Below are 15,093 nucleotides of genomic sequence, written 5' to 3' on the forward strand. Positions count from 1 at the left end.
TAACGCATCGGGATGCTTTTTTTTGTAGTCATAATTTACGAATTTTAATTATCTTCGTAAGGTACAAAATCTCGGTAAGTGCTACCGAAGGTTTAGTTCAACACACGCTACAAGCAAGCTGGGCATTTGGCTTAATGGAAAAATCGGTTTGTATTTGGAAGATTTGGCAAATCCGAAATATAACGCTGATTTAACCCCCGACCGCGCTGATATACCACAATCGTTAGCGCAGTTTTGCAAACTGTGCCCACAATGACCAAATGATATAAATAAAACAAAAAGCTGTGAGTAATTCATGGCTTTTTGTTATTTTTAAAACAAAAAATGTCTACAAAATATAAAGCCACAACACCAGAAGACGCTTATTTTATAACGATTACTACAGTGGGTTGGATAGATGTTTTTACACGATTAAATCAAAAACAAATTATTATTCAAGCGTTACACTATTGTCAAAATCAAAAAGGATTAGAAATCTACGGATATTGTATTATGCACAGCCATATTCATTTGCTTTGCAAAGCAACAAATGGTTTTGTTTTATCAGATGTGATGCGTGATTTTAAAAAATTTACCTCCAAAAAAATTATTCAGACAATTATTGAACAGCCGGAAAGCAGAAGAGAATGGATGCTGGATTATTTTAAAAAAGCTTGTGCCCCGACCGCACTGATATGCCACAATTGTTAGCGCAGTTTTGCAAACTGTGCCCACAACGAGCAAATAAATATAGATAAGACAAAAAGCTGTGACTGATTCCTTGCTTTTTGTTATTCTGCCAGAAGATTTTCAGTTCTGCAAGAAATTATGCTGGAATAGAAAATGAATTAAAGGTTATTTTATTAAGTTTATATTAGTTCCCAATTGGAATGGGCACAGTTTGTAAAACTGCGCTAACGAATGCCAATAAACAACAATGAGCAAATAACACAAAAAATGTCTACAAAGTATAAAGCCACAACAACAGAAGACGCTTATTTTATAACGATTACTACAGTGGGCTGGATAGATGTTTTTACACGATTAAATCAAAAACAAATTATTATTCAAGCGTTACACTATTGTCAAAATCAAAAAGGATTACAAATCTACGGATATTGTATTATGCACAGCCATATTCATTTGCTTTGCAAAGCAACAAATGGTTTTGTTTTATCAGATGTGATGCGTGATTTTAAAAAATTTACCTCGAAAAAAATTATTCAGACAATTATTGAACAACCAGAAAGCAGAAGAGAATGGATGTTGGATTATTTTAAAAAAGCTTGTGCCCATTTAAAACAAGAACAACACTATAAAGTTTGGCAAAACGGCTATCATGCAGAACATATCTTCAGTAATAAATTTATAAAACAAAAAATGGATTACATTCACAACAATCCTGTAAAAGATAAGATTGTAACGCTGCCAGAAGATTATTATTTCAGTTCTGCAAGAAATTATGCTGCATTAGAAAATGAATTAGAGGTAATTTTATTAGAATTATATTAGCTCCCAATTGGAATGGGCACAGTTTGAAAAACTGCGCTAACGATTGTCTATAAATCGAGCATTAAAAAAAAACGAAATGGATAAACCCAGTATTTTAAATTCAATTACTTTAATCACCATTTTTGCCATGTTACTTCTAGCGTTTTTTTTGCTGTCCGTAAATGCGAAAAATAAACTGCCCCAACCGCGCTCATATGCCACAATCGTTAGCGCTATCTTTCAAACTATGCCCACAATGAGCAAACAAAATAAATAACACAAAAATTATGAGTAAATTAAAATTAGGATGGATTGGTCTTGGCAACATGGGAAATCCAATGGTTATGAACCTACTCAAAGCAGGTTTTGAAGTTTCGGTTTTTAATCGTACCAAAGATAAAGAGGCTCCATTATTGGCTGCAGGAGCAAAAGCAGCAAACAGTTTACAAGAACTAATGGAAACTTGCGAAGTAGTTTTAACCATGCTGTCCAATGATGCAGTGGTAAAAGAAGTTTTTGAGGGACCTACAGGTTTATTGTCTGCAGCGTCTGCGGGTAAAACCATCATCAATATGAGCACGGTTTCCCCGGAAACGTCCCGTTATTTAAACACTATTTGCAACCAACATAACGTGCATTTCATAGATGCTCCCGTTTCTGGAAGTGTAAAACCGGCACAAGACGGAACGCTGGTCATTCTTGTAGGAGCTTCAAATGATGACTATGAACTGGCCAAACCAATATTTGAGGTTTTGGGTAAAATTGCCATTTACGTAGGAGAACCGGGAGTAGCAAGTTCAGCTAAATTAGCCATCAATTACTTATTGGGATTAAATCTTCAAGGATTAGCCGAAACCGTTTTATTTGCCGAGAAAAATGGTGTGAGCAAAGAAGACATGCTCAACATTATCAATCAAGGTGCCTGCGGTAACGGAATTACGAATATCAAAACACCTTCGATTCTGAACGACTCGTATCCTGCGGCATTTGCGTTGAAACATCTGGTCAAAGATTTAAGACTGGCCAAAGAAGCCGGACTCGATTCCCCGTTGATTCATCCGTTGTATGACAGTTATGTCGCCGCAGAAAAAGAAGGACTGGGCGATCAAGATGTTATGGCAATAATCAGCAGTTTAAAAAATAAATAATATCCGAAATTTTTCTTCAGCCTGCTGTAAACTACAATTAAAAACAACTACAAAAAGCTATGTTTTGTAGTTGTTTTTTTATGCTATATTTGATTACGGTTAATTAGCGCTCAGCTTAATGCAAGGTGTCTAAAATTGTAAAAACTTAGATTTCTCCCACTGGTGCTCGTTTGTCCAAGTTCTCTGGTGCTCGTCTTCGACGAGTACTTATTTAAATTAAGAGACAAATTATAGCGTTTGCAACGCGGATCTCCCTACGGAGTAATAAAGCGGCAATGGGATTTTTATTATATCATGACCAAAAAAACGATCAAACACGCCTCAGCTGATGTCGGATTGATTTTTATAGCCTACAACCTGCACCGAGTATTTAACCTGATTGACCAAAACCTACTAAAACAATATTTAAAAGTATTGGCGTTGTATTTTGCGGTTCTAACACCCGTTTTTAACGCTTTTACGGATTGTTTTATTTTAATATTCATCAACCGACTTTTCTCAGAAAGAATTTCTATTGTAGTTTAAATCAGATATATTTACTTACTGATTAACTAAAATGAGTTCATTTTAAGGTTTTTATCCCGATCCTTCGGGAGAACTGACGTTATGTGAGATTCCCAAAAAAATCCGTAATAATTTAAAAAGTTACCACTTTTTGGTAACTTAGCTAAAAAAAATTATGGGACGAAATACTTCTATATCGCTTGGTAATCATTTCGAAAGCTTTATCGAACACAGTGTTAATGATGGAAGATTCAATAACGCAAGTGAAGTTGTAAGAGCTGGGCTTCGTCTTTTAGAAGATGAAGAAAATAAAATTGTGGCGTTAAGAAAAGCAATCAATGATGGAATTGAAAGTGGACGTGCAGTAGATTTTGATGCAAAAAAATATCTTGACTTTTTAAAAGCAAGAAAAAAATCAAATGGCTAAATATTATTTTACAAACAAAGCTGTTGATGACTTATCTAAAATTTGGGATTATCCAATCGAAACGTGGTCTGAAATGCAAGCTGAAAAGTATTATGATTTACTTTTGGCATCATGTGATAATTTAGCAAATAATCCAGAACTTGGTAGAAACTATGATATAGTAACGAAAGGAATATTAGGTTTTAAATCAGGTAAACATATTATCTTCTGCACAATTATATCGAAGAACGAAATAGAAATCGCAAGAATTCTTCATGGAATGATGGATTTAAAAAGCAGACTATAAGGAACCTCACATAATCGAGTAGACGGCTCCGCCAGAAACTGACGGAGTGCGCCTCTCACACCACCGTACGTAAGGGTCTCGTATACGGCGATTCGCAAAATGATGGGTTGAGTTCCATGTAAATCTCCTACACTGATTGATAGTCTTTCCTCATAAGACGCAGTAGGGTAATTGTAGTGGTTAAAATCGGACTTTGAGCGATTCACCAGCCTCCTTTTACTCAAGTTTTGTTACTGTATTTTTGGTATTTGTAAATGCGGAGCATTTTTGGTTCTGCTCCAAGCGTAAGCATGGTATTTGTCAATCTTTAGTCGCATCAAGTTTTTCCTATTGCCTTCGGGCTTTTCCAGTCCGTCCAAATGCAATAGCGCAGTCGGTTGCGCAACTGCAGGGTATATTAAAAGAAGCGCATGGTTTAATTAAGGAAACAGATATCGATGTGGTGCGAGATGCCGGAATTATTGCTGCCGAACAAAAAGTTAGACATTATGAAATTGCAACCGATGGTACTTTGCATGCTTTTACCAAAACATTGGGAGAAAATAAATAAGTCAATCGGTTGGCAATGACCCTCGATGAAAAGGAAAAAAAGGATGTAATATTAACTGGAATTGCAATGTCAACTAACCACAAACAAGCTTGCAAAGCAAATACAATCACAAATATCAAAGCTTAATCCCCATTTAAACAACGTTGTAAGCTGTTTTCTGATACTTAAAAAGCCCGCAAAATGCGGGCTTTTTGGTGAATTATAAAATATAACCACAACATATAATTTTTAGATACTTTATAGTATTGATGGGTTTCAACTTACCCAACCATTTCCGGGTAATCAATATAACCCTTTTCGGTATCAGTATAAAACGTGCTTTGATCTGGTGTGTTTAAGGGCGCATCTGCTTCAAAACGAGCTACTAAATCCGGATTAGCAATAAATGGAACTCCATAAGCAACAAGATCTGCATACCCATTTTCAATAATTTTTTCACCTGATTCTTTAGTAAAACTTTTATTAATGATTATTGTTCCTTTGTACAATGGTCTGAAATGTTTGGCCACTTCAGTAACAGCAAATGGCACATCATCAACTGGCGTAAAAGGCTCCGTCAAATGCACATACGCTAAACCATAATCATTCAAACGGTTTACAATATATTCATAGGTAGGAATTGTATCTTCATCGATGATCATTCCTTGTGAATTGTGCATGGTTGGGTTCAACCGAACACCCACTTTAGCATAATCAATAACACCTTCTAAAGCATCCAAAATATCAAATAAAATTCGGGCTTTATTTTCTATTGTACCACCATATTCATCGTTACGATGATTGGAACAGCCATTAAAAAACTGTTGCAATAAATAGCCATTGGCAGCATGCAATTCGATTCCATCAAAACCGGCTATAACAGCATTTTTAGCTCCGTTTTTAAAATCCAAAATTGTTTGTTTGATATCTTCAATTGTCATTTCTTTTGGCGTCACCGTATCCACAAAACCGTCGTTTGTGTAGGCTTTAGCAAGAGGATTCAGTGCTGATGGTGCATGTGGTAAATCGCCATTATGCAAATCAGGATGTGACAATCGTCCAGTATGCCACAATTGTGTAAATATGGTTCCTCCTTTTTCGTGTACTGCTTGTGTAACGAGTTTCCAGCCTTCCGCTTGTGCTTCGCTATAAATTCCGGGTACATTTATAAAACCAACAGCTTTTGTACTCACAAAAGTACCTTCCGTTATTATCAAACCAGCTGTGGCTCTTTGTGCATAATATTGTGCTGTAAGTCTTGTGGCAACATTTCCTTTATTATTAGAACGACTTCGTGTCATGGGTGCCATAACCATTCTGTTTCTTAAGGTATTATCTCCAAGTTGGTACGATTGTAATAAAATTGATTCACTCATTTGTACTAGTTTTAAATTAATTGTGTTTTAAATTAAAATATTGGTTTTAAAACCAATATTTGTGTAAAGGGTCAAGATAGTTTTCAAGGCATCTGCATCCTTTCCTTTTAAAAAAAAAGAGCTCGTAAAATCCTCCGGTACTTCAATACTGTGAATGACTTTTGAAAAAGGAAACAACTGTTCAAGCTTATTATCAGTATTTTCGGAGCGCATGTTATTCTTTTCGTTTCCCAAAACAAGTATAATTTTACCTGTTGCCACTTTTTTGATTTTTTCAGCGAGAGTAATATCTGTCGCAGCATAATTTGAAAGTATAATGATATCTGCTTCCCAACTTGCATTGGTGGGACAAATCATCATTTCCACTTTTGCCTCTGGATTCTCTAAAAGTACTTGGGTATAAACCTCCAAAAGTGTAGACGGATTATGATCAAATAGCAAAACGGGATTCGCTTTGGCGATTTGCTTGGCTAAAAATAAGCTCTTGAGTTCTGAAACATTAATGACCGCAAATGTTTTTTTATTTGACATTGACTTTTATTTACTTGGCAAATTTAAGGCTATAAACCAAAAGTTTCTGTTGATGCAAAACAAGAAATTCTATTGATCTAAATCAATTAAAATTATTTACGATTGTTAATTTGCTTTCGGACACGACTCAATGTTTCTGGTGTAAGTCCAAGATAAGAAGCAATCATGTGTTGGGGAACACGTTTCACAATTCCGGGATAGGCGTTTGCTAAATTGATGTATTTTTCTTCAGCAGTTTCTGTTAAAGCTGAATTTATTCTGGCTTGATTGGCTATATAGGCATTTTGCAACAACAAGCGTTGGTACCTTTCAAACATTGGGATTTTATCCATCAACGCTTCTCTAGCCGATGTTGTCAACAAAAGTAATTCAGAATCATCCAGCGCTTCAATCGTGTAAATTGAAGCGCTGTTAGTTAGGAAACTGGACAAATCCGTAATCCACCAGCCTTCAATTGCAAATTGCACAATGTGTTCATTTCCTTTTTCATCCATTGTAAAAGATCGTAGAATTCCTTTTTCAATAAATGCATTGTAGATACAAATGTCTCCTTCTTGCAAAAGTGTTTGTTTTTTACGTAACTTTTTAGGAATAAAAAACGTTTTACACAGCTCCATTTCTTCCTGAGTCAGTAGTACTTTTTCCTGAATGCTTTTAAATAATTGTTGAAACATGGTTGCAAGATACTAAATACTCGAGAATCAATAAATATATTATAGCGCTAAAAAAAAAAACGCTCCGCAAAGTATTCTTCTACTAAATATATTTCTCGTCAATGCTGCGCAAATGTCTCCGACTTTGCGCAGCAGAGGTGTTGCCTTCACTTTTGAACACCAGTTCCCTTAACCAGGCTGCGCCAATATGCCACAATCGTTAGTGCAGGTTTGCAACCTGTGTCCTCAAGAATGAGCAAATAATAAAAACAGCACAAAAAGCTATGAGTAATTTATAACTTTTCTATTAAAAAAAAGAGCTCTTGGTTATAAAAGCTGCGCATCTGTTCGAATCTGCTTCTTATATCACTATAACCGCTGGGTTATGTAGCTACTTCCACAAAAAAACCGCTCTTTTCTATTGAAGAAAGATCGGCTTATTTACCATTCTCTATATTTAAAAAATTCCTAATCGTACGCTTGGGGTGCGCACGCCTACTTGCGTATTTACTGAGATAGTACTGGGATTTCTTTCATAATCACGACGATCGTATTCACTATAATAAAATTCCGCATGCTGGTAGAATGCATCACTATGGTAACATTGGTTATTACAATGATGATAGTGGTTCGCATAAGCTTCTTCTTTGCTTTGTATATAAACGCTATATGCGTGTTTATTTTCTTTCTTTAACTCTTTTTCATACTGTTTTTGCTCCTGCCAAAATGCTCGTTCATCGTTTTTACTTTTCGCTTTAAATTCTAGCTCGTATCTAGCGTCCTCCGCCCCTCGTTGTTGGTAATACGTTGTGTAGTCTTGATCACTGTTTATTCGTGCCTCATTTCTTACTCGGGCTTCTTGAGCGCCTACATTAGCGATTATTCCAAAAAATACTATTGCGAATACCGTTTTTAATTTTTTCATAATTATAAATTTAAGTAATTGTTCAATATCGATTTTATTAGTAACTCTGTTAATAAGACAACTATATAATATTTTACCCTACCGTAATTTTAAATAATTTAATTATTCTAAAAATAAAATCCCCGTAAAAACAAAGACATTCGGCAAATAACCGAATTGCAAAAACATATATAAAAATTCTTTTTACTTCATAACCACAGCAAAGCAACACTCGAATCCAACCGATATTTTAAATTTAAAACCAAATTCTATTTCCTCTTTTACTTTTTTTTTATTACATTTATTTTTTTTGAAAAAGAGTTGCTGAAAAAATAATCCTTTTGGGTTTTTCTCTTCGCAACAATTCTTTTTTTAAAATAATTAGTTTAACACTTCTCGATAAAAATATTCGAGTTTCGACAACGTTAAACTGATAAATCAAATCATTCAAGATGAAGAAAGATACCGTGTCGGCTCCCATTGAGTCAATAATTGATGATTCAATACCGGATTCCAGAATAAAGATTGCAAATTTTTTACCTGATCCATCATCGCAGTTGGATTCTATGCTAATGAAGTGCAAACCCATTAGTGATTCTAGTATTCCATATAGAGATTTAACTAATTCCTGCACTAAACGGGAAAGTATTGCCCGACTCATCGACAAATTAGATGTTACCGCGAGTATTCGATACCAAAGAACTACAGAGGACACGTACTGTAATGTTTATACTTTCGATTATTGTTATTTCTCTAAAGTTTATGTTCCCACTGTTTGGTGGACCGATGAAGTCCTGCAAAAAGTCTTAGATGGCCAAGAAGTCGAAGTTATCTTTGGGGAAACCGTAGACCATATTTACTCCAGCGCCATACACGATTGGTTTTTGAAATGGGGAGCCAGTTTTGGTTGGAAAAGGATGTATAACGTTCATGATATTCAAAATAAGGTTAATGCCGAGGGAGGAATTGGAATAATTTGTGCCAAAAGAAAAGAAAAAGGACTATCCGGACATATCGTTCCTGTAGTACCCGAAACAGCTTTAAATAAAGCCTACAGAGAAAATGATGTTGTGCTCTATCCACTACAATCACAAGCAGGAAAATTGAATTACAATTATTTCGCGGAAGTTAAGAAAGATTGGTGGAATGACGAACTCTATTCCTCCCATGTGTTTTATTACCATGACTAAATAATGTACAGTTAATTCCTTGGATAGAATCCCGGAATCCATCGTAAAATTATTTTAACTCTTTTTAAAATAATCCTAAATTAGCCTTCACACTTTTTCTTAAATTATCCTCCGAGTGGCCACTTGGAAATCACATAATAATTAAGTACTTTTGCCACTTGAAAAATGCAAGAATAGCTAAAGCTGTAATCAGGCTATTCATCTACTTAATTTATTGATATAAAAGTAATTGAAAACAAAACTGATTTTATAACTACATTATAAAATTTTACTTTTTATCAATCGTTCAGTAGATACAACCGCACGATTTCTGAGACTAGAATTTAATTCCTGTCGTTTAAAAGGTAAAAAACATTTTTAAAAGTTGAAAAACAACCATACTCAACCCGATAAAACACTGTTAATAAGTAATTTAAAACGAATTAAATCCTATTTTCAAATAAAAAAGACAATAACTATTAAGTCCATCAACCATAAAAAAAAAGAACTCGTATAAATGAAAGAAAATCAGACAAAAAAATATTATTGGGGAATTGGATTAGAAAACGAAACCTACATGCAATTTGAAGAATCCTTAATAGTATCTGGTGAATTTATACAAGAAAAAATTGGTTTTGAGAAATATAGTATTGATTATAGAAAATGCTACAAACCGGAAAGCTTAACTCCTGTATTAAAAAAGGCATTTTCTTTGAATGAAAATTACAAAGTGAGCCGAATGATGAATAGTCATTCCTTAGAAAAACTGGATGTAAACTATCAACACAAAACTTTATCGGCTGCAAAGCCGCTAATTGAGAATAATGATACTACTGCCGTGATCTTACCACCACTGGACAACCCTGACTACCTAGGGAAATCTATCATGGAACTTTTCCTTGAGGACCAACCTTATAATATTCAAAGTATGATTACCCAACGAAATAAAACAATGGGATCTGTACATTTTGACGGTGATTCTATCGAATTTGTTACAAAATACTTTGAAAACCGAACCATTGTCGATTCTTGTAAAGAGTTAAAAGCGACCAAAAAGTTATTCCTCGATACTATAAACGAATCAAACGTTATAAAAGAAAAATTAAATTTTCCAGATTATAACAACGGTCTTAATATGTTTATGACCAATCAGGAAAACCTTGTTTTGTTTAACAATGGGACGTACCATTTTCACATCACTTTACCCACATTAACAGAAAACAGCAGAATTGTAGATTACAAAGATTTTGATAAAACACATTCTAATGCTATTTATTTGCTGCAATGGTTCGAACCATTTTTCATCGCAACCTTAGGAAGTCCAGATATTATGGGAGTAATAAGCACTAAGTATGATTTAGAGAAAAAATTTACTTTGGGCTCTATGCGTAACGCCATGTCACGTTATATTGGAGTAGGCACTTATAATAAATCGATGCCGAAAGGAAAAATCCTAACGTATAATGTAGACGATTTTAGAAAACTACTAAAGTTTGAAAAAGAAGAAAATATCTGGTGGCGTGATCAGATTCAAGCAGAGATGGAATATGAATTGCTTTCGGAAGTGGGTCTTGATTTTAATCAGGAAAAAATGTACCAAAGTGGTTTCGAATTCAGAAGCTTTGATGAATTTCCGGAAAAGTATTTAAATGATGTTCTTTTTTCCATTATTTTAATCTGCGAGCATGCATTAAACTTACCAGATGTGCAATGGGGACATGACAGCGAAGCTTGGAATAATTTAGTTTTTAAAACCTTAAAATACGGTTATTTAACTGAAATAAATGAAGAAGAAAAGAATGAAGTTTTAGTTTTATTACAGTTACTTAATCCTGTTGACACTAACTATAAAACGCTTAAAGCCGAATTTGAAGCGCTAGTATTGCTGGACGAATTTTTCTTTAAAATTTTAGAAGTTTTACATGAAAAGTACAAAGACAATAATGTATGTATAGATTCGATGTACGGACAAAAAACAAGTTTTCCGCCTAAATGGGACAACTTTAATAAATACCAAACTGAACAACATATGGAGCAAATAGGTTCTTTCTTTAAAAATTAAATCAGTTGTATAGAAATTAGTAAAATCGGCAAAGAATTACAAAATTTCCAAACTTTTTTAACAAAATGTCATGTAAACAATACAAATACACAACCAACAACCACGATGATACTCTTTATTTTCGTGGTTTTTTTATACCTCTATTTTTAATTTAAAGTCTGATAGTTATTTGTACGAAACTTTTCAAGTGCGCAAGCTTTTCTGTTAATAGGTCTGTACTGGAGTAATTATAAATTCTCGTTCTGTTTAGTAGAAAACCAGCTGAAAGGAATTAAATTTAAATAAAAACAGCCTTGACTTTAGAAGTTAAGACTGCTTTATTCTGGGTCAAAGTATGAACTAACCCAGTAACAATTTAATCTAAAAATAAGTCAGCCCTACAATTTAATTGGAATATTGTTAAATGATCAACCTCATCTCGTATAACATTATCTGACTTACACTAATCCTAATTAAAATAAAAAATCAATTATGAAGACACAAATCTAAATCAAATGTGGCATGAGCAAATCACTTTTTAGATAAGCATCCTTTATCTATAGACAATTGTGCTTTTCGATATTTTTCAGATCAAGCTATCCCTTAAAGAAACATAATTTAAAACACTAGTTATATCATCAGCTACTGACCAAGCGATACTTAAAAAAAAGCGGCGTGCTCTCCATTTTTCAAAAAAAATCTTAAAATCAATCCATTTTATTTTCAATGATTAAATATACCTATACAATAAATCTTATATTTACTTTTCTCTATTGTTTGTAGGAAGCTCTTTAATTTGAATAGTCTACTACACTACGAAATTGAGTTAGTCTACAGTAAAAACTAAGTGACTAAAATTTTAAATAAAAGTCCCCATTTAATCTTATAACGCCCGTTTATAAGCAACTTTATTAACCTAAAAAACTACCTATGTTCAATCATAGTTCTATAAATTCTGAAATTTTAAAAAAAAGAGCGCATAATCTGCGTTGGGCATCAGTCCCTGAAGGAGTAATTCCACTGACAGCTGCCGACCCCGATTTTCCTTGTGCCCCAGAGATTGCCGAATCCATTGCTCGTTTTGCCAAGGAGCGGTACTTTAGTTACGGACATCCTGAAGGCATGCCCGAATTCAAAGAGAGTGTGGCTACTTTTTTCCAAAAAAAAAGAGATATTCCAGCAAATCCGGCTTTTATAATTCCAGTCGATAGCGCTGCTTATGGAATCTATATTGTCAGTAAAACCTTCCTAAAAAAAGATGATGAAGCCATTATTTTTGATCCGGTAGATTTCCTTTTTCGCTATTCTATTGAAGCCGTTGGTGGTATTGCAGTTCCATTTCCCATTGGAACAAATATAACCCAGATGGATTTTGAATTATTCGAAAAATTAATCACTCCAAAAACCCGAATGATTTGTTTATGCAATCCATTAAATCCTACCGGAAAAATTTTTACAAAAGAAGAATTATATCTTATTGGACAATTAGCCTGCAAATACAACCTCATCATATTATCTGATGAAATCTGGAGCGACATTGTTTATGCACCAAATGCATTTATAAGTATGGCCGCTATCAATGAGGAAATCAGAGACCGGACCATTACCGTAACTGGATATAGCAAATCGTATGGTTTAGCAGGCTTGCGAATTGGTACTGTTATGGCCTCTAATGCGATTCATTTCAAAAAATTAATGGATGCTTCACTCCACAATGCAACGATTCACGGCGCAAATATAATTTCGCAGGTTGCAGTAACCACTGCCTTGAATGATTGCGATTACTGGCTTAAAAATTTTCTTTCCCATTTACACCGTATGCGAGATCTGGTTATAACCGAAATAAATACAACTCCTGGATTTAAAAGCAATAGTCCGGACGGTTGTTATGTTGCTTTTGCCAACATTACAGATACCGGAAAATCAAGCCAAGAAATTCACGATTTATTGTTGAAAAATGCTAAGGTTGCAATAGTTCCTGGGCTGAAAGAATGGTTTGGTGAAGGTGCAGATGGTCATATCCGAATGAGTTTTGCCACTTCAGAAGAGATACTAAAGGAGGCTTTTTTTAGAATTAAAAATACAATAGACGGTTTATGAAAGTAGTTATTATAGGAGGTGGAATTGCGGGGTTAACACTCGGTATTTTTTTAAATAAAAACAATAGTGAAGTCGTAATCTGTGAAAGAACATGGATACCCTCAAATGGGCACGCTTTTTTAATGCATAGTGATGCAATCGTTATCCTAAATGAACTGAAAGTAGCCGCCGAGCCAGAAGTAAAGCATAAATTTATTAATTCCTACAGTTTAAAAAGACCTAAAGGGACAGAAATAAAACATTTAAAACTTAGCAATTGGAATTGCATCAAGAGAGTTGACCTTATAAAGTATCTGTACGATTTATTTCCAAAAAACCGCATTAAACTCGGAAGAGATTTTTCGCATTTTATTTATGAAAACGAGAAAGTTACCGCTGCTGTTTTCAAAAATGGTGACGTTGAATATGGTGATGTATTTGTGGGTGCCGATGGAGGAAATTCAATGGTGCGGGAAGCTATTTTTGGCATTATCGAAACGACTCCAGTTGAAGTAAAAGAAATTGTAGGCGTTTGCAAATGCACCACTATTGAAACTAATTATTTAAGCAATTTCAATAAATTCCAGCATAAGACTAAAGGATTGGCTTTTGGATTTATACCTACTTGTGAGGAAAATGAATACGTATGGTTTATACAGTATGACACTGCTATTGCTGACTATAACGGAAATACTGCTGAGGAATTAAAACGATTTTCTAAAGATTTACTCGCCGATTTTTCGCTGGAAGCAAAAGCTATTTTAGATTCTAATACTTTTGAAACAAGTTACATCTGGAAAACACGCGACTTTGATTTATTACCTTCGTTTCACAAAAAAAATGTTGTCTTAATAGGTGACGCTGCACATCAATCTTTACCATTTACCAGCGCCGGAACAACAAATGCGATCCTCGATGCCAAAGTACTTGCTGCTACTCTTTCTGAAAATTTAAATATTGAAAAAGCGTTTACTTCCTTTTATGAAACCAGGAAAGTAGACGTATTGCAACACATCCTGTTAGGGCGCGATTTGAAAAATGAATTTATTAATCCAAGCAATAAAAGTGATGATGATATTACCGTTCCTCTAATCAAGAAAAGAGAAGTTGGAAGCATACCGGGAAAATCAAAACCCATTCAAGTCTTGTACTTTACAGACCCCATTTGTTCCACTTGCTGGGTGATACAACCCGTCCTTAGAAAATTGGAACTAGAATATGGAGATCAAATAAATCTAAAATACTGCATGGGTGGACTGCTCCCTTCATGGCAGGAATACAATAAGCCCAAAAAGAAAAAATTGATTTCTACGGTGTCTGAAGCAGCCAAACACTGGGATGAAGTATGTGCCTTTTATGAAATTCCAGGTGATGGTTCTATTTGGAATGAAGACCCAATGACTTCTTCCTACCCTCCATCAATAGCATTTAAAGCGGCTCAAATGCAAAATGCAGATAAGGCTATTCTATTTTTGAGAAGCATCAAAGAGAAAGTCTTTCTTGAAAAAAAGAATATTATAAAATGGAAACACCTGGAAAATGCGGCTTTTGACACTGGACTGGACTCGGCTAGATTATTAAAAGATTTTGAAGGGAAAGCTCCTGCGCTCTTTGAAGAGGATTTAAAATTAGCGCAACTTTTAGAGATTACAGGGTTCCCAACACTAATTTTTCACACCGCTGATTTTGATAATCAGCACATAATTAAAGGATATCAATCTTACGACGCATTTGAAGAAATTATTAAACAATTAGTTCCCGATATTCAAAAAAATATAGTTGAAACAAACCCATTGCATTTGTTTTCACGATTTTCAACGATGACTACGAAAGAGGTTTCTATAATTTATAATATAACGATGGAAAAAGCCGAAATGATCCTTGATGTGTTATATCAAAAAGGAGAAATTGACAGGTATCAAAATAAAAATGGAAATATATGGATCAGTAAGGAAAAGCAAGAATATTGAACGCAA

General features: G+C 34.4%; 15 protein-coding genes and 1 pseudogene. 12 read left to right on the forward strand and 4 right to left on the reverse strand.

Features of this window, described 5'->3' with window-relative positions; genetic code table 11:
- The 8 genes and pseudogenes from ACFX5D_RS15160 to ACFX5D_RS15195 form a co-directional block, all read left to right on the forward strand.
- A partial coding sequence (locus ACFX5D_RS15160; protein WP_379859050.1) for a hypothetical protein occupies window positions 1-194 on the forward strand: 194 nt, incomplete at its 5' end.
- Window positions 195-324: 130 nt separating this feature from the next.
- Window positions 325-657, forward strand: a pseudogene (locus ACFX5D_RS15165) (transposase); the annotation flags it as partial.
- Window positions 658-936: 279 nt separating this feature from the next.
- Window positions 937-1,491, forward strand: coding sequence for an REP-associated tyrosine transposase (locus tag ACFX5D_RS15170; RefSeq protein WP_379859052.1), 555 nt, complete (start codon window positions 937-939; stop codon window positions 1,489-1,491).
- A gap of 266 nt (window positions 1,492-1,757) precedes the next feature.
- Window positions 1,758-2,618 (forward strand): NAD(P)-dependent oxidoreductase, encoded by an 861-nt coding sequence (locus ACFX5D_RS15175; RefSeq protein ID WP_379859053.1) that lies wholly within the window; start codon window positions 1,758-1,760, stop codon window positions 2,616-2,618.
- A gap of 294 nt (window positions 2,619-2,912) precedes the next feature.
- Entirely contained in the window at window positions 2,913-3,143 is a 231-nt protein-coding gene (locus ACFX5D_RS15180; RefSeq protein ID WP_379859054.1) for a hypothetical protein, read from the forward strand.
- A 154-nt stretch (window positions 3,144-3,297) separates the two neighbouring features.
- Entirely contained in the window at window positions 3,298-3,549 is a 252-nt protein-coding gene (locus ACFX5D_RS15185; RefSeq protein WP_379859055.1) for a type II toxin-antitoxin system ParD family antitoxin, read from the forward strand.
- Window positions 3,542-3,835 carry a type II toxin-antitoxin system RelE/ParE family toxin gene (locus tag ACFX5D_RS15190; RefSeq protein WP_379859056.1) on the forward strand — a complete coding sequence of 98 codons (294 nt, stop codon included), beginning with the start codon at window positions 3,542-3,544 and terminating at the stop codon, window positions 3,833-3,835. The genes ACFX5D_RS15185 and ACFX5D_RS15190 overlap by 8 nt, the downstream gene beginning before the upstream one ends.
- A 193-nt stretch (window positions 3,836-4,028) precedes the next feature.
- A complete protein-coding gene (locus ACFX5D_RS15195; RefSeq protein WP_379859057.1) occupies window positions 4,029-4,385 on the forward strand; it encodes a DUF892 family protein in 357 nt (118 codons plus the stop codon).
- 260 nt (window positions 4,386-4,645) lie between these two features.
- Here ACFX5D_RS15195 and ACFX5D_RS15200 read toward each other — a convergent pair whose 3' ends face one another.
- The 4 genes from ACFX5D_RS15200 to ACFX5D_RS15215 all read right to left on the reverse strand — a co-directional run bounded on the left by ACFX5D_RS15200 (window position 4,646) and on the right by ACFX5D_RS15215 (window position 7,849).
- Window positions 4,646-5,740, reverse strand: a complete 1,095-nt coding sequence (locus ACFX5D_RS15200; protein WP_379859058.1) for an alkene reductase — start codon at window positions 5,738-5,740, stop codon at window positions 4,646-4,648.
- A gap of 27 nt (window positions 5,741-5,767) precedes the next feature.
- Window positions 5,768-6,271, reverse strand: a complete 504-nt coding sequence (locus ACFX5D_RS15205; RefSeq protein WP_379859059.1) for a hypothetical protein — start codon at window positions 6,269-6,271, stop codon at window positions 5,768-5,770.
- Between the two features lie 92 nt (window positions 6,272-6,363).
- A complete protein-coding gene (locus ACFX5D_RS15210) occupies window positions 6,364-6,945 on the reverse strand; it encodes a Crp/Fnr family transcriptional regulator (RefSeq protein ID WP_379859060.1) in 582 nt (193 codons plus the stop codon).
- Between the two features lie 436 nt (window positions 6,946-7,381).
- Entirely contained in the window at window positions 7,382-7,849 is a 468-nt protein-coding gene (locus ACFX5D_RS15215) for a hypothetical protein (protein WP_379859061.1), read from the reverse strand.
- 431 nt (window positions 7,850-8,280) lie between these two features.
- On the opposite strand from ACFX5D_RS15215, the gene ACFX5D_RS15220 reads away from it, so the two are divergent.
- The 4 genes from ACFX5D_RS15220 to ACFX5D_RS15235 all read left to right on the forward strand — a co-directional run bounded on the left by ACFX5D_RS15220 (window position 8,281) and on the right by ACFX5D_RS15235 (window position 15,087).
- Window positions 8,281-9,018 (forward strand): hypothetical protein, encoded by a 738-nt coding sequence (locus ACFX5D_RS15220; protein WP_379859062.1) that lies wholly within the window; start codon window positions 8,281-8,283, stop codon window positions 9,016-9,018.
- A 496-nt stretch (window positions 9,019-9,514) separates the two neighbouring features.
- On the forward strand, window positions 9,515-11,059 hold the full coding sequence (locus ACFX5D_RS15225; protein ID WP_379859063.1) for a hypothetical protein: 1,545 nt from the start codon (window positions 9,515-9,517) through the stop codon (window positions 11,057-11,059).
- Between the two features lie 909 nt (window positions 11,060-11,968).
- Entirely contained in the window at window positions 11,969-13,138 is a 1,170-nt protein-coding gene (locus ACFX5D_RS15230; RefSeq protein WP_379859064.1) for a pyridoxal phosphate-dependent aminotransferase, read from the forward strand.
- Entirely contained in the window at window positions 13,135-15,087 is a 1,953-nt protein-coding gene (locus ACFX5D_RS15235) for a DsbA family protein (protein ID WP_379859065.1), read from the forward strand. Before ACFX5D_RS15230 ends, ACFX5D_RS15235 begins: the two co-directional genes overlap by 4 nt.
- The last annotated feature ends 6 nt before the right edge of the window (window positions 15,088-15,093 follow it).

Origin of the sequence: Flavobacterium fructosi (genome assembly GCF_042787335.1) — a bacterium.
Taxonomy (GTDB): Bacteria; Bacteroidota; Bacteroidia; order Flavobacteriales; family Flavobacteriaceae; genus Flavobacterium; species Flavobacterium fructosi.

Coding starts and splice junctions, on each gene's coding strand:
- ACFX5D_RS15205 (WP_379859059.1), bottom strand. CDS start 6,271: ATGTCAAATAAAAAAACATTTGCGGTCATTAATGTTTCAGAACTCAAG.
- ACFX5D_RS15185 (WP_379859055.1), top strand. CDS start 3,298: ATGGGACGAAATACTTCTATATCGCTTGGTAATCATTTCGAAAGCTTT.
- ACFX5D_RS15215 (WP_379859061.1), bottom strand. CDS start 7,849: ATGAAAAAATTAAAAACGGTATTCGCAATAGTATTTTTTGGAATAATC.
- ACFX5D_RS15220 (WP_379859062.1), top strand. CDS start 8,281: ATGAAGAAAGATACCGTGTCGGCTCCCATTGAGTCAATAATTGATGAT.
- ACFX5D_RS15225 (WP_379859063.1), top strand. CDS start 9,515: ATGAAAGAAAATCAGACAAAAAAATATTATTGGGGAATTGGATTAGAA.
- ACFX5D_RS15175 (WP_379859053.1), top strand. CDS start 1,758: ATGAGTAAATTAAAATTAGGATGGATTGGTCTTGGCAACATGGGAAAT.
- ACFX5D_RS15180 (WP_379859054.1), top strand. CDS start 2,913: ATGACCAAAAAAACGATCAAACACGCCTCAGCTGATGTCGGATTGATT.
- ACFX5D_RS15230 (WP_379859064.1), top strand. CDS start 11,969: ATGTTCAATCATAGTTCTATAAATTCTGAAATTTTAAAAAAAAGAGCG.
- ACFX5D_RS15210 (WP_379859060.1), bottom strand. CDS start 6,945: ATGTTTCAACAATTATTTAAAAGCATTCAGGAAAAAGTACTACTGACT.
- ACFX5D_RS15170 (WP_379859052.1), top strand. CDS start 937: ATGTCTACAAAGTATAAAGCCACAACAACAGAAGACGCTTATTTTATA.
- ACFX5D_RS15190 (WP_379859056.1), top strand. CDS start 3,542: ATGGCTAAATATTATTTTACAAACAAAGCTGTTGATGACTTATCTAAA.
- ACFX5D_RS15200 (WP_379859058.1), bottom strand. CDS start 5,740: ATGAGTGAATCAATTTTATTACAATCGTACCAACTTGGAGATAATACC.
- ACFX5D_RS15235 (WP_379859065.1), top strand. CDS start 13,135: ATGAAAGTAGTTATTATAGGAGGTGGAATTGCGGGGTTAACACTCGGT.